At 50.5% G+C, this 17,438-nt stretch carries 13 protein-coding genes and 2 tRNA genes; 2 read left to right on the top strand and 13 right to left on the bottom strand.

Translation table 11 applies throughout. From position 1 onward, the window contains the following. Positions 1-124: 124 nt before the first annotated feature. From infB to C813_RS25630, 4 genes are all read right to left on the bottom strand, one after another. Positions 125-2,839 (bottom strand): translation initiation factor IF-2, encoded by a 2,715-nt coding sequence (gene infB, locus C813_RS25645; RefSeq protein WP_017457354.1) that lies wholly within the window; start codon positions 2,837-2,839, stop codon positions 125-127. A 24-nt stretch (positions 2,840-2,863) separates the two neighbouring features. Then, on the bottom strand, positions 2,864-4,351 hold the full coding sequence (nusA, locus tag C813_RS25640; RefSeq protein ID WP_017457353.1) for a transcription termination factor NusA: 1,488 nt from the start codon (positions 4,349-4,351) through the stop codon (positions 2,864-2,866). A gap of 29 nt (positions 4,352-4,380) precedes the next feature. Further along, positions 4,381-4,833 (bottom strand): ribosome maturation factor RimP, encoded by a 453-nt coding sequence (gene rimP / locus C813_RS25635; protein WP_017457352.1) that lies wholly within the window; start codon positions 4,831-4,833, stop codon positions 4,381-4,383. 207 nt (positions 4,834-5,040) lie between these two features. Further along, positions 5,041-5,117, bottom strand: a tRNA-Met gene (locus C813_RS25630). 378 nt (positions 5,118-5,495) lie between these two features. Between C813_RS25630 and argG the strand changes: the two genes are divergently transcribed. Next, the gene (argG, locus tag C813_RS25625) at positions 5,496-6,842 is read left to right on the top strand and encodes an argininosuccinate synthase (protein WP_017457351.1); all 1,347 of its coding nucleotides are present in this window, start codon (positions 5,496-5,498) and stop codon (positions 6,840-6,842) included. Positions 6,843-6,965: 123 nt separating this feature from the next. On the opposite strand, the gene C813_RS25620 is transcribed toward argG, so the two are convergent. The 9 genes from C813_RS25620 to rlmE all read right to left on the bottom strand — a co-directional run bounded on the left by C813_RS25620 (position 6,966) and on the right by rlmE (position 16,874). Then, on the bottom strand, positions 6,966-9,305 hold the full coding sequence (locus C813_RS25620; protein ID WP_238593045.1) for a TcfC E-set like domain-containing protein: 2,340 nt from the start codon (positions 9,303-9,305) through the stop codon (positions 6,966-6,968). Between the two features lie 116 nt (positions 9,306-9,421). After that, positions 9,422-9,943 (bottom strand): CS1 type fimbrial major subunit, encoded by a 522-nt coding sequence (locus C813_RS25615; protein ID WP_017457349.1) that lies wholly within the window; start codon positions 9,941-9,943, stop codon positions 9,422-9,424. A gap of 62 nt (positions 9,944-10,005) precedes the next feature. After that, the gene (locus C813_RS25610) at positions 10,006-10,773 is read right to left on the bottom strand and encodes a hypothetical protein (protein ID WP_017457348.1); all 768 of its coding nucleotides are present in this window, start codon (positions 10,771-10,773) and stop codon (positions 10,006-10,008) included. A gap of 504 nt (positions 10,774-11,277) precedes the next feature. Continuing rightward, positions 11,278-11,364, bottom strand: a tRNA-Leu gene (locus C813_RS25605). A gap of 12 nt (positions 11,365-11,376) precedes the next feature. Continuing rightward, positions 11,377-11,709: a preprotein translocase subunit SecG gene (gene secG, locus C813_RS25600; RefSeq protein WP_017457347.1), complete on the bottom strand. Its 333-nt coding sequence runs from the start codon at positions 11,707-11,709 to the stop codon at positions 11,377-11,379. Positions 11,710-11,933: 224 nt separating this feature from the next. Further along, on the bottom strand, positions 11,934-13,274 hold the full coding sequence (gene glmM, locus C813_RS25595) for a phosphoglucosamine mutase (protein ID WP_017457346.1): 1,341 nt from the start codon (positions 13,272-13,274) through the stop codon (positions 11,934-11,936). Beyond that, the gene (gene folP / locus C813_RS25590) at positions 13,267-14,115 is read right to left on the bottom strand and encodes a dihydropteroate synthase (protein WP_017457345.1); all 849 of its coding nucleotides are present in this window, start codon (positions 14,113-14,115) and stop codon (positions 13,267-13,269) included. The genes glmM and folP overlap by 8 nt, the downstream gene beginning before the upstream one ends. 98 nt (positions 14,116-14,213) lie before the next feature. After that, positions 14,214-16,145: an ATP-dependent zinc metalloprotease FtsH gene (gene ftsH / locus C813_RS25585; protein ID WP_017457344.1), complete on the bottom strand. Its 1,932-nt coding sequence runs from the start codon at positions 16,143-16,145 to the stop codon at positions 14,214-14,216. A 102-nt stretch (positions 16,146-16,247) separates the two neighbouring features. Then, entirely contained in the window at positions 16,248-16,874 is a 627-nt protein-coding gene (rlmE, locus tag C813_RS25580) for a 23S rRNA (uridine(2552)-2'-O)-methyltransferase RlmE (protein ID WP_017457343.1), read from the bottom strand. Between the two features lie 118 nt (positions 16,875-16,992). Between rlmE and yhbY the strand changes: the two genes are divergently transcribed. Further along, the gene (gene yhbY / locus C813_RS25575; protein ID WP_007369919.1) at positions 16,993-17,286 is read left to right on the top strand and encodes a ribosome assembly RNA-binding protein YhbY; all 294 of its coding nucleotides are present in this window, start codon (positions 16,993-16,995) and stop codon (positions 17,284-17,286) included. Positions 17,287-17,438 lie beyond the last annotated feature (152 nt).

Genomic DNA, 17,438 nt, shown 5'->3' with positions numbered 1-17,438 from the left:
CTCCAGACTAAAAAGGGGCCGTAGCCCCTTTTAATATTTCTTGCCGGGAGGCGCTTCGCTTACCCGGCCAGCAATGTTCATCCACTGTCGATTCGGCTGACTAGCAGCCGAAAAGCGAAGCGAATTACTCAATAGTACGTTGGATCTCAATGATCTCGAACACTTCGATCATATCGCCGGTACGTACATCATTGTAGTTCTTAACGCCGATACCACATTCCATGCCGTTACGAACTTCGTTGACATCATCTTTGAAGCGACGCAGGGATTCCAGCTCGCCTTCATAGATAACCACGTTGTCGCGCAGAACGCGGATCGGGTTGTGACGTTTAACCACACCTTCGGTAACCATACAGCCGGCGATCGCACCGAATTTCGGCGATTTGAACACATCGCGAACTTCCGCCAGACCGATGATCTGCTGTTTCAGTTCCGGAGAGAGCATACCGCTCATCGCCGCTTTCACTTCGTCGATCAGGTTATAGATCACGGAGTAGTAACGCAGATCCAGACCTTCCGCTTCGATCACGCGACGCGCAGATGCGTCAGCACGAACGTTGAAGCCAACCAGAATCGCGTTGGATGCAGCAGCCAGCGTCGCGTCGGTTTCGGTGATACCACCTACGCCGGAACCCACGATTTTCACTTTCACTTCGTCGGTAGACAGTTTCAGCAGAGAATCGGAGATAGCTTCGACAGAGCCCTGAACGTCGGCCTTCAGAACGATATTCACTTCGTGAACTTCGCCTTCGGTCATGTTGGCAAACATGTTTTCCAGTTTGGATTTCTGCTGACGCGCCAGTTTAACTTCGCGGAATTTGCCCTGACGGTACAGTGCCACTTCACGCGCTTTCTTCTCATCACGCACAACCGTCGCTTCATCACCCGCAGCCGGAACACCGGACAGACCGAGGATTTCCACCGGAATGGACGGACCGGCTTCTGTTACTTCGCGACCCAGTTCGTCACGCATCGCACGCACGCGGCCATATTCGAAGCCACACAGAACGATATCGCCTTTATGCAGCGTACCTTCACGCACCAGCACGGATGCCACCGGACCACGACCTTTATCCAGGAAGGATTCGATAACCACGCCGCTCGCCATACCTTTACGTACGGCTTTCAGTTCCAGAACTTCGGCTTGTAGCAGGATCGCATCCAGCAGTTCGTCGATACCGGTACCGGCTTTCGCGGAAACGTGAACGAACTGGCTTTCGCCGCCCCACTCTTCCGGAATGATGCCGTACTGAGAGAGTTCGTTTTTAACGCGATCCGGATCGGCTTCTGGCTTATCGATTTTGTTCACGGCAACAACTACCGGCACCTGCGCCGCTTTCGCATGCTGGATAGCTTCGATAGTTTGCGGCATCACGCCGTCATCGGCAGCAACAACCAGAACCACGATATCCGTTGCCTGAGCACCACGGGCACGCATTGCGGTAAACGCGGCGTGGCCTGGGGTATCCAGGAAGGTGATCATGCCGTTGTCAGTTTCAACGTGATAAGCACCAATGTGCTGAGTAATGCCGCCCGCTTCGCCAGAGGCCACTTTCGTTGAACGAATGTAGTCCAGCAGAGAGGTTTTACCGTGGTCAACGTGACCCATAATGGTCACAACCGGTGCGCGCGGTTCTGCCGCAGCACCTGTGTCACGGTCGCTCATTACCGCTTCTTCCAGCTCGTTTTCACGACGCAGGATAACTTTATGGCCCATCTCTTCAGCAACCAGTTGCGCAGTTTCCTGGTCAATAACCTGGTTGATGGTTGCCATCGCGCCCAGCTTCATCATCGCTTTGATGACCTGAGAGCCTTTAACCGCCATCTTGTTAGCCAGTTCGCCAACGGTCAGCGTTTCGCCAATCACGACGTCACGGTTAACCGCTTGCGCTGGCTTCTGGAAGCCCTGCTGCAGAGCAGAACCTTTACGCTGACGGCCGCCTTTACCACCACGAACCGCAGCACGCGCTTCTTCGCGGTCAGCTTTGCTTTCAGCGTGTTTGTTGCCTTTCTTCGGACGAGCAGCTTTCGCTGTACGGCTGCGACCACGACCACCTTCCACTTCACGGTCGTTATCATCTTCCGCCTGGCGGGCATGCTGGGAAGTGGTTACATGGTAATCACCAGTAGTCTCTTCTTCTTCGCTTGCCGGAGCCGTCCAGTTCGCTTCATTTTGTTCAGCCATACGACGAGCTTCTTCCGCTACGCGACGCGCATTTTCTTCCAGTTTACGACGAGCCTCTTCTTCCGCTTTTCGCTTGAGTTCTTGCGCTTCGGATTCACGGCGGGCTTTTTCCGCCTGAGCTGTCCTGGTCATTTCGTCAGATTGTTGGTTGCTCACTTTGCTATTTTCCGCAGCTTCGCGTTTTGCATTTTCAGCATTTTCGCGTTTAGCCTTTTCATCAGCTTCACGTTTCGCACGAGCTTCGGCATCACGTTTGGCTTTGTCCTCGGCTTCGCGCTCAGCGGCTTCCTCTGCTTCACGACGGGCCTTCTCTTCCGCTTCACGCATCGCCTCTTCTTCCGCAGCGAGACGTTCAGCCTCTTGTGGATCGCGTTTTACAAAGGTGCGTTTTTTACGGACTTCGATCTGCACCGATTTACTTTTCCCACCGGTGCCCTGAATACTTAATGTACTGCGCGTCTTGCGCTGCAGAGTCAGCTTGTCAGGCGTAGAACCATGTTCACGGTTCAAATGCGCTAACAGCGTCTGCTTTTCTTGTGCCGTCACTGAGTCTTCAGCGGACTTGCGGATCCCTGCATCAGCAAATTGCTGTACCAGGCGGTCCACAGAGGTTTGAATCTCAGCGGCCAGCGTTTTTACGGTTACATCTGTCATGCTGTTCCTTCCTGCTACAGTTTATTACGCTTCGTCGCCAAACCAGCAAATATTACGTGCGGCCATGATGAGCTCACCTGCTTTCTCATCGGTTAACCCTTCGATATCGCTCAGGTCATCCACACCTTGTTCAGCGAGGTCTTCCAGCGTACAAACACCACGAGCAGCCAGTTTGAAAGCCAGTGCGCGATCCAGACCTTCCAGGTTAAGCAGGTCTTCAGCCGGTTCTTTATTACCGAGGCTTTCTTCCTGCGCCAGTGCCAGAGTGGTCAGCGCGTTTTTCGCACGATCACGCAGGGCTTCGACGGTATCTTCATCCAGACCATCGATTTCCAGCAGCTCTTTGATTGGCACATAGGCCAGTTCTTCCAGCGTAGAGAAACCTTCTTCGACCAGAACGGTGGCGAAATCTTCGTCAATGTCCAGGTAACGGGTGAAGGTATCAATCGCTGCATGAGCCTCAGCCTGATGCTTGGACTGCAGATCCTCAACGGTCATAACGTTGAGTTCCCAGCCGCTCAGCTGAGACGCGAGGCGCACGTTCTGACCATTACGGCCGATAGCCTGCGCCAGGTTACCCGCCTCAACGGCGATATCCATGGTGTGTTTATCTTCATCCACCACGATAGAAGCAACGTCAGCCGGTGCCATTGCGTTGATAACGAACTGCGCCGGGTTATCGTCCCACAGCACGATATCAATACGCTCACCGCCAAGTTCCGTCGAAACAGCTTGCACACGCGCACCGCGCATACCCACGCAAGCGCCGACCGGATCGATACGCTTGTCGTTCGTCTTCACGGCGATTTTGGCGCGAGAACCCGGATCGCGGGCTGCGGCTTTAATCTCGATAACTTCTTCACCGATTTCCGGCACTTCAATGCGGAACAGTTCAACCAGCATTTCCGGTTTGGAACGAGTCACGAACAGCTGCGCACCGCGCGCTTCAGGGCGCACAGCGTACAGCACACCGCGGATGCGGTCGCCCGGACGGAAGTTTTCACGCGGCAGCATATCTTCGCGCAGGATAACGGCTTCAGCGTTGTTGCCGAGATCCAGCGTGATGTTGTCGCGGTTCACTTTCTTCACCACGCCGGTAATGATTTCGCCTTCGTGCTCGCGGAACTGATCGACCACCATTGCGCGCTCAGCTTCACGTACTTTCTGTACAATGACCTGTTTTGCGGTCTGGGTGGTGATGCGGTCAAACGTGACGGATTCAATCTGATCTTCAACATAGTCGTCGAGGTTCAGGCTCTCATCTTCGTAACGCGCTGCTTCAAGGGTGATTTCACGTGTCGGCTGCGTCACTTCTTCCACAATCAGCCAGCGACGGAACGTATCGAAATCACCGCTTTTACGATCAATGCTTACGCGAACATCGATCTCTTGTTCATATTTTTTCTTGGTTGCTGTAGCCAGAGCACTTTCCAGCGCTTCAAAGATTTTTTCACGCGGAAGCGACTTTTCGTTAGAAACAGCTTCAACAACAGCCAAAATTTCTTTGTTCATCGGGGGCCTTTCACCTCAAATCCAGACTGTTAAAAGTGGGGGACCAGGTTCGCTTTTTGAATATTGCTCAATGCGAACACTTCATCTTTACCTTCGACCGTAACGGTGATCATCTCGCCATCGACATCTTTAATGATGCCCTGCCATTTACGACGGTTTTGAACCGCCATACGCAGAACCAGCGAGACTTCGTCGCCCTTAAAGCGCGCATAGTGCTCAGCCGTAAACAAAGGACGCTCAAGACCTGGTGAGGAAACCTCCAGGTTGTAAGCAACGGTAATCGGATCTTCAACATCCAGTACCGCACTGACCTGGTGGCTGACATCAGCGCAATCATCAACATTGATGCCATCTTCACTATCAATATAGATGCGCAGTGTAGATGTGCGCCCGCGCACAAACTCGATGCCGACCAGTTCATAGCCCAGTGCTTCAACCGGCGCCGTAATCATCTCTGTTAATTTTTGCTCTAATGTGGACAAGTCCACCCCAAGACATAAAAAAAGGGCGTATAGCCCAGTTATTTCGTACTCAGATAACAAAAAACCCCGATAAATCGGGGCTTTAAATAACTGAACCCTATAGCCGCAACTGCGGCCTGGAGAACCTTCCATGAGTATTTTTTTCAAATCCAGCTGCGAAGGCGTTAAGTCTTCATAGTATATTTGAAAAAGAACACTTAGGGAAAGTGGTTGCGGGGGCCGGATTTGAACCGACGACCTTCGGGTTATGAGCCCGACGAGCTACCAGGCTGCTCCACCCCGCGCCTGAAACGTGGCAAATTCTACTCGCTTGAGTGCAAATTTGCAAATAATGCTGGGATTTGGTACCGAAGACGGGACGTAAAACCGGCCTGCAGTATATTGATAAACAAACCGTTCTGTCAACCGCAGTAGGTTAGCATCCTGTGCGCCCTGGCGTATGCAATTTTGTTGCGTATTATCTTTAAGCATGTAAACAGCACAGTTCACCACTCTCGCAATGAAAATTGCACTCTTCTCTTTCGGTTATCGTCAAAAGATGATTAAATGAAAACTCATTTATTTTGCATAACCATTCACTAATTGTTCTGGTCGGATGGCACAAAGAGTATGGCGTGGCTGTTAAGTCTCTCACCATCGGTCTATCAAGCAGGGATTTTTTTATGACGACGATTCTCAAGCATCTTCCCGCAGGTCAACGTATCGGCATCGCTTTCTCCGGCGGACTGGATACCAGTGCAGCGCTGCTGTGGATGCGCCAAAAAGGCGCGGTTCCTTATGCATACACAGCGAACCTGGGACAACCGGATGAGGATGACTATGACGCGATTCCCCGTCGTGCAAAAGAGTACGGTGCGGAAAATGCTCGCCTAATCGACTGCCGTAAACAGCTGGTCGCCGAAGGCATTGCCGCCATCCAGTGCGGCGCTTTTCATAATACGACGGGCGGTCTGACTTATTTTAATACCACGCCGCTGGGTCGCGCGGTGACCGGCACGATGCTGGTTGCGGCAATGAAAGAAGACGGTGTGAATATCTGGGGCGACGGCAGCACCTATAAAGGCAACGATATTGAGCGCTTCTATCGCTATGGCCTGCTGACTAACGCTGAGTTGCAAATCTATAAGCCGTGGCTGGATACAGACTTTATTGATGAGTTGGGCGGCCGTCAGGAAATGTCCGAATTCATGGTTGCCTCGGGTTTCGACTACAAAATGTCGGCAGAAAAAGCCTACTCGACTGACTCCAACATGCTGGGCGCAACGCACGAAGCAAAAGATTTAGAGTTCCTCAATTCCAGCGTGAAGATTGTTAACCCAATCATGGGGGTTAAATTCTGGGACGAGAATGTAAAAATCCAGGCCGAGGAAGTTACTGTACGTTTTGAGCGCGGTCATCCGGTCGCGCTGAACGGCAAAACCTTCACTGATGATGTTGAACTGATGCTGGAGGCCAATCGCATCGGGGGACGTCATGGTCTGGGAATGAGCGATCAGATTGAGAACCGTATTATCGAAGCGAAAAGCCGTGGCATTTACGAAGCCCCGGGGATGGCACTGCTGCATATTGCTTACGAACGACTGCTGACCGGTATCCACAACGAAGATACTATTGAGCAATATCACGCGCATGGTCGCCAACTTGGTCGCCTGCTGTACCAGGGTCGCTGGTTCGATCCGCAAGCACTGATGCTACGTGATTCACTGCAACGCTGGGTAGCGAGCGCTATCACCGGTGAAGTGACGCTGGAACTGCGTCGCGGCAATGATTACTCGATTCTGAACACCGTTTCCGACAATCTGACCTACAAAGCAGAGCGTCTGACGATGGAAAAAGGCGAGTCGGTGTTCTCACCGGACGACCGTATCGGACAGCTGACAATGCGTAATCTGGATATCACTGATACCCGTGAGAAGCTGTTCAACTACGTGCAGACCGGCCTGCTTTCCACCTCTGCCGGCAATGGCCTGCCGCAGGTCGAGAACCTGGAAAACGGCGAGAAAAAATAGTCGTTTTTCGCATTCGTGCCTGCAATGCAGGCACGATTTCCTCCACCACCGTCGTACACACGCTATATTTCTCATGACCGGAAAGTGACTTACGCCCCAGAGCTCAACCGGCACTAAGGCAGATTACTTCTCTACTGTGCTCGCAATCTGGCAGCGGACGGCACTGATAAACTGCACCTTTTTATTCTTGTCCAACCCGGAAGGGAGCACGCACTGTAGTGTGGGTAAACCGTTTTCTGCCTGTACAGTCAGCAAGCGATTAGCCACGCCAGTGTCCAGCGTCAGTACACCTTCCGCATTTACGATACTTCCGCCAACATCACTTCTGACGTAACGGTTTTTAACCGCCTTACCCTGCTCATCTTGCAACATGCCAACAAGCGTAAACGTCTTCACCGTTTTGACATTAACGTACTGCACGCTACCACGGCTCATCTGGACACTTTGGCGTTCCGGGAATACCTGCACACTGTCACTGCCACGCGCGCTAAACTGGATGTCGCTTTTTTTCCATAGTTCAGCGGGCAAAATATTCCTGCCAGGTTTAAGGCTGGTCTCGCTCATGCTGCCGGATGCCAGAATGCGGGTCTCGTGATCCTCTGCATCCACATCAACAATCACAGCAGACTCCATACCACTGTTGTTACCGTTGACGGAAGCGACCTTACCGCCGCCGATAACCAGCGCCTGGCTCAGGTTAGCACCGGCCGTATTGATTTTGCTCTGCAGCCCACGTTGCGCATAGAAATTACCACTTATCCATGGCGTATCTATCGCCCCGTTACCGTTAAGCATGGTTTCAGCCGCATTCCAGGAAACCCCGCCACCTAAACTACGGATGGTCTCTTTCTCCGCTGGCTCCCACTGATACTGCAAGCTTGAATAGCTCTTCGCTTGTTCCATACCAGTGCTCAAGGAAACAGAGTGATCACTGGAAGGAGATAACGCAATCGACACGCTGAATGACACGCCGCGATCGCGGCGTTTGTCGTTGAATCCCGGCCTGTCATAGACACCCAACCGAAAACTCGTACTGCGGTCATAAAAGCGAGTCTGCGTTGATAACGCGGCATCTGCGGCTACGCCTTTACGCCATACCGTATCCATATATTGCGTATTCAGGATCAACGATGAGGACCACGGTAATCTTGATGATAAAGACGCTCCCCATGTATCTCCCTTCTGACGCGAACGAACCCGATGGCCATAAATATCGGTGAGGGTTGAGCGCCAGAAAAAGCTGGCTGTTCCGCCAGCATACAAATTACGGTAATAACGAATGTCTGTCTCCTGGTTAGCCTGGTACTCCGAGTTACCGACAGTATATTGCGCAAGCAATCGGTCATTTTGCGAAAGCGTAATATTAGCTCGCGTTCGCACGTGGCGATCCTTTGCTGTGGCTGCGCCAGTAAATGCTACAGTTGCCTGGGGGTGAAGCAATAACTCCAGACCACCACCCGCCGCGAAAGGGTTACCGTCCAGTGTATTCATATCACCCGTCGCCAGGGTACGGCGCTGCCCGCTCCACAGATTCATGCGCCAGCGCTGGTTTGGATTGCTCCACCCCTGCAACTTAAAGATTTGCGCTTCCTGTGTGTCGACAACCTGGCCGTTCTCAATGATTTTGATAGTGATATCGTAGATACCAATAGGCAGCGGACGCGTATCCAGCGCCTGCACTCCCGGCTGAAGTTGCTGGGTACGGATCATTTGCCCATTTCGCCAGACTTCCGCAATTGACTGGTTGCGCCCTGTTACATAAACAGGCCAGGCGCTAACGCTATCGGAAGCCACAAGCAACGCATCAGAAGTTCCCCACATACCGCCGACAACCGTGTCGTAGCCAAATCCGGAAGCCTGAACGTTCCCGGTATCGCTGTCCGGCGTAAATAGCCCCAAGCGGATAAAACTGCCCTGCAGCTCTTTCTGCGTAAAGAGTTGATAAAGACTGGAGCTGTTGTATTGGTAGCGACCACTGGTACCCGATGACTGAAATGCTGCCAGTTGGCTCCATCCACCAAGTGATGCGGTGAGTGAGGAGTTGATACCCCAACTACGCATTGCTGCCGCCTCAGAAAACGAGACATCGTTATTCATGATTAGCCCAGCAGGCGTATCTTCGGGCACGGCAAGATAATTACCCGCAACCTGGCTGGTTTCGTAGTTGTTGGTATAAAGTTTTAGCGCCGAGTTCTCCAGCGAATATTCTACCTGCATCAGCCCTGATGGGCAGGATACGGTACATTTCCCCACCGAAACGCCTTTACTGAGCAAATCCGACCAAAGAGTATTGGTTTCGGGATCGCTGTTCTGTTGTTCATCAATGATGCGGAGAAGCTTGATGTCACCATTCTCTTTAAGAGACACGCTGGCATCGAAAATGTAGTTGTCGTTCAGATATACCTGAACGACAACTTCAGAATTATAAAAATACCGCTTAAAATCTTCTGGCAATCCTTTCATGTTCGCAGCCAGTTGCATATCATTTGCCGAAACAATGAATGGAACAGCAGCAAGAAAGATTAATGATATTTTCATAATATTTAGTGACAGACTTTTAAATGATTTAGCGAAAAGAATTAAGGAGTAACAATCTCTTCTTCGAAAATCATGGCAACCTGTCCGGTAAAATCACCCTGCACAGCAAGAGGCTGAGTATCTTTCTGGCTAATACGCAGCATGGTACGTCCACCCGCTTTTGCCGCAGTCGCATCGACTACAGTCTGCGCGGTATCACTTAATTCAACACCGTTGAATTCCACTTTAAGCGGAATAGTGTCTGAGCCGTTCGACAAAATGGTCTCGCCGCTGGAATCCGTATTTGTCAAAGTCGCACGAATACCACCTGAAATGTTTTTATACTGAAATTGCTTCTCAAAATTTTTCAATTTAGAGGTAGTAAGATCATATTCAATTTCCTGAGCTTGATGAATCCATCCACTTTCTACAGGTTCAATTTGAAAGTCATCACTTGGAATATGAGCATAGACATCAATAGTATAGCTTTGCTGATTTACAGCCATTGCCGCTGTGCTACCGAATACGGATAAAGACAGAGCACCAGTGATTAAACAAACTTTCGCGATTTTATGAGATAACATGGCAAGTCCCTTAATTTGATATATAAAAAGCATGCTGCTTATTTACAACTTACTGCGTAATACTAGAAACGTAGTTTCTTTTGGTTTTCCCCTTCGATAAGGGTGAAATAGGTAGTACGCCCTTTACTTTTTTCTACCGCTTTACTTTTACCCGGTAATAGAAAAAGACGCGTAACGCTGCTGCACTCTGTACCAACTGAAGTGCAACTACGGATATCTTCGATAACAATCGTGGCGTTGCCTTTGTTTGTTACCCGAATAACTTCAGGAAGTGACGATTCAACCTGAGTATTAAAAATAGGTTTCGATGGCTGCACAATAACTAGCGTGCCGTAGCCCGCCATTACATTCAGCCCGGCCGTTAATGCCTTCTTACGGTAATCGTCAGCTTCTTTACCGCTTAACCCGAAACCATCATCCTTTTGTGGGAGAACAGGGATAAATCGTACACGGTAATACTTTTCGACATTTCGGTCACCCGGCCACATAAATCTAGCCGACTGAAAACCAGATGGCGGAATAATCATTCGCAGTGGTGTGACAATGAGTCTTTCTTTTTGCAAAGAATTACCAGAAACTTCTTTAACTGGCGACTCAACAACTTTCCCACCTTTATGAATATTAACTTCCAACATATCTACCCGGATAAATGCCGTTGATGTCCCGGTATTATAAATACGTTTATTAATAGACTGAGATTCAGGTGACATAATGTCATACATGCTTCCTATTCCAATTTCAGGAAGCGCAAAAGCTGCTGGCATTTTCAACCCTAAAATAAGAGCCAGAGAAAATGGAGCGATCTTTTTTAGTAAAGTGGCGCAATACATATTCGGTATCCAGACAACGCTAAAAACGAGGCAAAGATAATCACGCCTCGAAATTAAAGCAACCGAAGAGATACGGATTAATAAATAATTAAAAACCGAATCTTGATCAATTTTACTCCTCAGACCAGTAAATAATTTTTTGATAATGACATATGTCAATGATTTTAAAGATTAATATGAAATTAATGCGCTTTTATCTTGCCTTTGAAATATGGACAGGTTAACTCAAGCAAGTTAGCACCTGGCGCAGGACGATTTTCTTGTATTAATCGTAGAATTAATAAACTTTAAAGCAATTACCTGTTGAATACATAGAAGGGGTTTGGGGTTGAAGGTTGAAGGTTGAAGGTTGAAGGTTGAAGGTTGAAGGTTGAAGGTTGAAGGTTGAAGGTTGAAGGTTGAAGGTTGAAGGTTGAAGGTTGAAGGTTGAAGGTTGAAGGTTTGGCAATGTCATAAATGACAGGCAAAAAAAAGACATCTTGCGATGTCTTTTTTCCGGAATATTGGTACCGAGGACGGGACTTGAACCCGTAAGCCCAATCGGGCACTACCACCTCAAGGTAGCGTGTCTACCAATTCCACCACCTCGGCACGACTTACTTCTTAGTGCGGGATATCGCTGGTCGGCTGCGCCGGAGCTGCAGGCTGAGTTTGTTCACTCTTCGCCGGTGCGCTCAGATTATCCCACTCGCTTCCTTTATTGGTTTTATTGCTGTTAATGTTGCCCAGCACGAGGCTAATAATAAAGAACAGTGTTGCCAGCACAGCTGTCGTACGGGTCATGAAGTTACCAGAACCACTTGAACCGAACAGCGTACCGGACGCGCCAGCGCCAAAGGAGGCTCCCATGTCAGCGCCTTTACCTTGCTGCAGCATAATCAGGCCAACAAGAGCCAGCGCTACAATAAGGAAAATAACTAAAAGAGCTTCGTACATAATCAACCTGTTCCTTGCGGGGTTGCCGCAGCCAATGCTTCAAACCAATAAAAGTGGGATGTTTATTGCTTTCCCACTGAAGCGGGTGTGAATACTAACCAAAGCGAATGACCTTCGCAAGGGCAATTTAAGTGCATTTTATCAAGTGCGGAAAAAAACAGCAAAATTGCGATCTCAGGCTATTAAAAAGGCGGCAACAGCCGCCTTTTTAAGCACTTATCGCGCTATTTTACAGCCTTAACTGCGTCAGCGATGCGATTCGCCAGCGATGTCACTTGCGCCTCGTCTTCACCTTCTACCATGACGCGAATTAACGGCTCAGTACCGGATTTACGCAATAGCACACGACCGCGGCCAGCCAGCGTCGCTTCCACTTCTGCCGTCACCGTCTTGACCGTCTCGTCTTCCAGCGGATCGCCAATGCCTGCGGTAAAGCGCACATTCACAAGCACTTGCGGGAACATCTTCATACCGCTGCACAAATCATGCAGGGACATGTGGTTACGCACCATTGCGGCAACCACCTGCAAACCGGCCACGATACCGTCTCCGGTCGTCGTTTTATCCAGCAAAATCACATGACCGGAGTTTTCAGCGCCGATGCGCCAGCCCTTCTCCTGCATTTTTTCCAGCACATAACGGTCGCCCACTTTCGCACGCGCAAAGGGAATGCCCAGTTGCTTAAGCGCCAGTTCAAGCCCCATATTGCTCATCAGTGTGCCTACAGCCCCACCGCGCAACTGCCCCTGGCGCAACCCCTCGCGGGCAATGATGTACATGATTTGATCGCCATCGACCTTGTTACCTTCATGATCGACCATAATGACGCGATCACCATCACCATCAAAGGCAATGCCCAAATCGGCTTTCTCAACCAGAACGCGCTGCTGCAGTGCAGCCACGTCCGTCGCACCACATTTTTCGTTGATGTTCACACCATCTGGTTCACACCCAATGGCAATAACTTTCGCACCCAGTTCGCGAAAAACACTTGGTGCAATGTGGTAAGTCGCACCATTAGCGCAATCAACCACGATTTTTAACCCGTTAAGGCTCAGTTCATTCGGAAACGTCGCTTTGCAAAACTCAATGTAACGCCCGGCGGCATCAACAATACGGCTGGCCTTACCCAGTTCGGCGGAGTCAACGCAAGTCAGTTCCTTTTCCATCTCGGCTTCAATCGCCTCTTCTACTGCGTCCGGCAGTTTTGTGCCGTCAATAGAGAAAAATTTGATGCCATTGTCATAGAAAGGGTTATGCGAAGCCGAAATCACAATTCCTGCTTCTGCGCGAAATGTTCGCGTGAGATAGGCTACCGCCGGCGTGGGCATTGGTCCGGTAAAGGACGCGGAAAGACCAGCCGCAGCAAGACCGGCCTCCAGCGCGGATTCCAGCATATAACCCGAAATACGGGTGTCTTTACCGATGATAATTTTACGCGATCCATGGCGCGCCAGTACTTTCCCGGCGGCCCAACCCAGCTTAAGCACAAAATCAGGGGTGATCGGCGCATCACCAACACGGCCGCGAATACCATCGGTGCCAAAATATTTACGATTACTCATAGCGTTTGTTTTCCTTCGCTGCCAGCGTGGCTTCTACCACCCGCATAGCTTCTACTGTTTCTTTTACATCGTGAACACGAATAATGTGCGCGCCCTGCATTGCCGCGATCACTGCGCAAGCCAGACTACCGCTTAACCGCTCGGAGGGACCAACATTGAGTAGCTGGCCTACCATCGACTTACGCGACATTCCGACCAGCAGAGGTAAGCCAAAATGATGAAATTCAGCCAGGCGGGCAAGCAATGCATAATTGTGGGAGAGATTTTTACCGAAACCGAATCCCGGGTCGAGCAACAATTTCTCTTTTGCGATCCCAGCCTGTTCGCATCGTGCTATATGTTCGCTAAAAAAGCGATTCACGTCAGCAAACACATCATCATATTTCGGCGCTTCCTGCATGGTTTTTGGCTGGCCTTGCATATGCATCAGGCACACCGGCAGCCCGGTTTGCGCGGCTGCTTCCAGCGCGCCGGGTTCTGTTAATGAGCGGATATCGTTAATGATATGTGCGCCTACTCGCGCCGATTCGCGAATGACTTCAGGTTTAGACGTGTCGACGGAAATCCATACCTCAAAACGCTGTGCGATGGCTTCAACAACCGGGATTACGCGTTCAAGCTCCTCTTCTACACTCACATCGGCCGCACCAGGACGCGTCGATTCCCCGCCGATATCCACAATTGTCGCCCCCGCATTGATCATCAGGTTCGCGTGCTTTACCGCCTCGATCAATGTGTTATGTGCACCACCATCCGAAAAAGAATCCGGCGTTACATTGAGGATGCCCATTACATGGGGGTGAGACAAATCCAGTGTTGAGCCCTGAGCATGGAGTTTCATGACTAAAATCCCTGAGGTTGTGGCATTTAGAAATTAAAAGAAAAACCCCGGAGCAAGCCCCGGGGTTTTCATTAAAAGCAGATCATCGGCGTAAATACTTATTTGTCGCCCAGCTGTTCTGACATGGTATTGCCCGGGTTTGGCGTACGCGGCTCATCGACCGGACGCGGCGCTCGCGGCGTACCATTATTGTCAGAGTTGTTCGTACCAGGTTCTTCCCAACCTGCTGGCGGACGAACATCGCGACGTGACATCAGGTCATCAATCTGCGGCGCATCGATGGTCTCATATTTCATCAGAGCATCTTTCATCGCATGCAGAATATCCATATTCTCATTGAGCAACTGACGTGCGCGATTGTAGTTGCGTTCAATAAGCGATTTCACTTCCTGGTCGATGATTCGTGCGGTTTCATCGGACATATGTTTCGCTTTTGCAACGCTACGGCCCAGGAATACTTCGCCTTCCTCTTCCGCGTAAAGCAACGGACCGAGTTTGTCGGAGAAGCCCCACTGGGTGACCATGTTACGGGCCAGGTTGGTCGCGACTTTAATATCGTTCGACGCACCGGTAGAAACATGTTCAACACCGTAGATGATCTCTTCTGCCAGGCGACCGCCGTACAGCGTTGAAATCTGGCTTTCCAGTTTCTGACGGCTGGCGCTAATGGCATCACCTTCCGGCAGGAAGAACGTCACACCCAGCGCACGGCCGCGTGGAATAATCGTCACTTTATGCACCGGATCGTGTTCCGGCACCAGACGACCAATAATCGCATGACCTGCCTCGTGGTATGCCGTGGACTCTTTCTGCGCTTCGGTCATCACCATGGAGCGGCGTTCCGCACCCATCATGATTTTGTCTTTCGCTTTTTCAAACTCGACCATTGACACGACGCGTTTGTTACCACGAGCGGCAAACAGCGCAGCTTCGTTGACCAGGTTCGCCAGATCGGCGCCGGAGAAGCCTGGCGTCCCGCGTGCGATGATTGCAGCATCGATATCCGGCGACAGCGGCACACGGCGCATATGAACTTTAAGTATCTGTTCACGACCACGGACATCCGGCAGACCGACAACAACCTGGCGGTCAAAACGACCCGGGCGCAACAAAGCAGGGTCGAGTACGTCCGGACGGTTAGTCGCGGCAATAACGATAATACCTTCATTGCCTTCGAAACCATCCATCTCAACCAGCATCTGGTTCAGCGTCTGTTCACGCTCATCGTGACCACCGCCAAGACCCGCACCACGCTGGCGGCCTACGGCGTCGATTTCATCGATGAAGATAATGCACGGCGCGGCTTTCTTAGCTTGCTCGAACATGTCGCGCACACGAGATGCACCGACACCAACGAACATTTCTACAAAGTCAGAACCGGAAATGGTGAAGAACGGCACCTTCGCTTCACCGGCGATCGCTTTCGCCAGTAGCGTTTTACCCGTACCCGGAGGACCGACCATCAGGACGCCTTTCGGGATTTTACCGCCCAGTTTCTGGAAACGGCTCGGCTCACGCAGATATTCAACCAGCTCGCCAACTTCTTCTTTTGCCTCGTCGCAACCGGCAACGTCAGCGAAAGTCGTTTTGATCTGATCTTCCGTAAGCATACGCGCCTTGCTCTTGCCGAACGACATGGCACCTTTGCCACCGCCGCCCTGCATCTGACGCATAAAGAAAATCCAGACTCCAATCAGCAGCAGCATCGGGAACCAAGAGATGAAGATAGTCGTCAGAACGCTCTGCTCTTCCGGCGGTTCACCTACAACCTTGACGTTTTTCGTCACCAGGTTGTCGAGCAGTTTCGGATCCTGGACCGGGATGTAAGTCGTGTAACGGTTACTATCTTTCTTGGTAACGTTGATCTCACGTCCGTTGATACGCGCTTCGCGAACCTGGTCCTGGTTGACCTCTTGCAGGAAGGTAGAATAGTCCACCTTACGGCTATTCGACTCGCTGGGCCCAAAGCTCTGGAATACTGACATCAGCACGACTGCAATGACCAGCCAGAGTATTAGGTTTTTCGCCATGTCACTCAAGGGATTAACCTCATATTACAACTGTGTTAAAAACAGCGTCAGGATACAACATAACCCATCTCTTTCAAACCAAAGGCCGAAATCAACGGGTTATCATTTTCGCCCGGTCGCTACAATATACACTTCACGTGAACGCGCACGTGAAGAGTCCGGTTTACGCACTTTAACCTTCGTAAACAGGGAGCGAATTTCGGTGAGATACTCATCGAAACCTTCGCCCTGGAACACCTTCACTAAAAAACTTCCGCCTGGCGCCAACACATCACGGCACATCTCCAGCGCCAGTTCCACCAGATACATGGAACGGGGGATATCAACAGCAGGTGTACCGCTCATATTCGGCGCCATATCTGACATGACAACCTGAACTTTACTGTCACCAACGCGATCCAGTAACGCTTTCAGAACTAATTCATCACGAAAATCGCCCTGAAGGAAGTCCACACCAACGATTGGATCCATCGGTAAAAGATCGCAAGCGATGATACGACCATTACCACCAATCTGCGTGACCGCATATTGCGACCACCCACCAGGGGCAGCGCCCAAGTCGACAACCGTCATACCCGGCTTAAAAAGTTTGTCACTTTGCTGTATTTCATCAAGTTTAAACCAGGCACGGGAACGCAACCCTTTTTTCTGCGCCTGTTGAACATATTTATCGCTAAAGTGTTCATGAAGCCAGCGGCTCGAACTGGCAGAACGCTTTTTACCTGTCATTTAACTTTCCATCTGGGTTCATCGTCGACATCGAGAAATTTCGACGCGCAATTTGGCGATACAGTGGAGATGGCGGTAGAATGACCCGTTTTCAATCCCAACGTAAGCAAAATATACGATGAATCTGAGTACTAAACAAAAACAGCACCTGAAAGGTCTGGCACATCCGCTCAAGCCGGTAGTTATGCTTGGCAATAATGGTTTGACCGAAGGGGTACTGGCCGAGATTGAACAAGCGCTAGAGCACCATGAGCTCATCAAGGTGAAGATCGCCTCTGAAGACAGAGAAACTAAGACCTTGATCGTGGAAGCTATCGTTCGCGAAACCGGCGCCTGCAACGTACAGGTCATCGGTAAAACGCTGGTGCTTTATCGCCCAACCGCGGAGCGTAAAATTTCGCTGCCACGCTAAGGATATCCTGAATTGAACACAAAATCTGTGTAAAACGAGGGGTTTCCGCCAGCAGAGGTGCAAAATGCCACGCTCCCGGAATTCATAAAAGGCCGCAGTGCGGCCTTTTTCTTTTCTTTACAATTCGTCAACAATCGACGCGAATACAATGA

Origin of the sequence: Kosakonia sacchari SP1, assembly GCF_000300455.3 — a bacterium.
Lineage (GTDB): Bacteria > Pseudomonadota > Gammaproteobacteria > Enterobacterales > Enterobacteriaceae > Kosakonia > Kosakonia sacchari.
The sequence above is the reverse complement of the archived record's forward strand: the minus strand, read 5'-3'. Positions and strand labels throughout refer to the sequence as shown.

Bases quoted from the DNA above. Each gene is read 5' to 3' on its own strand.
- infB (WP_017457354.1), bottom strand. From the start codon at position 2,839: ATGACAGATGTAACCGTAAAAACGCTGGCCGCTGAGATTCAAACCTCT.
- nusA (WP_017457353.1), bottom strand. From the start codon at position 4,351: ATGAACAAAGAAATTTTGGCTGTTGTTGAAGCTGTTTCTAACGAAAAG.
- argG (WP_017457351.1), top strand. From the start codon at position 5,496: ATGACGACGATTCTCAAGCATCTTCCCGCAGGTCAACGTATCGGCATC.
- C813_RS25620 (WP_238593045.1), bottom strand. From the start codon at position 9,305: ATGAAAGGATTGCCAGAAGATTTTAAGCGGTATTTTTATAATTCTGAA.
- C813_RS25615 (WP_017457349.1), bottom strand. From the start codon at position 9,943: ATGTTATCTCATAAAATCGCGAAAGTTTGTTTAATCACTGGTGCTCTG.
- C813_RS25610 (WP_017457348.1), bottom strand. From the start codon at position 10,773: ATGTATTGCGCCACTTTACTAAAAAAGATCGCTCCATTTTCTCTGGCT.
- secG (WP_017457347.1), bottom strand. From the start codon at position 11,709: ATGTACGAAGCTCTTTTAGTTATTTTCCTTATTGTAGCGCTGGCTCTT.
- glmM (WP_017457346.1), bottom strand. From the start codon at position 13,274: ATGAGTAATCGTAAATATTTTGGCACCGATGGTATTCGCGGCCGTGTT.
- folP (WP_017457345.1), bottom strand. From the start codon at position 14,115: ATGAAACTCCATGCTCAGGGCTCAACACTGGATTTGTCTCACCCCCAT.
- ftsH (WP_017457344.1), bottom strand. From the start codon at position 16,145: ATGGCGAAAAACCTAATACTCTGGCTGGTCATTGCAGTCGTGCTGATG.
- rlmE (WP_017457343.1), bottom strand. From the start codon at position 16,874: ATGACAGGTAAAAAGCGTTCTGCCAGTTCGAGCCGCTGGCTTCATGAA.
- yhbY (WP_007369919.1), top strand. From the start codon at position 16,993: ATGAATCTGAGTACTAAACAAAAACAGCACCTGAAAGGTCTGGCACAT.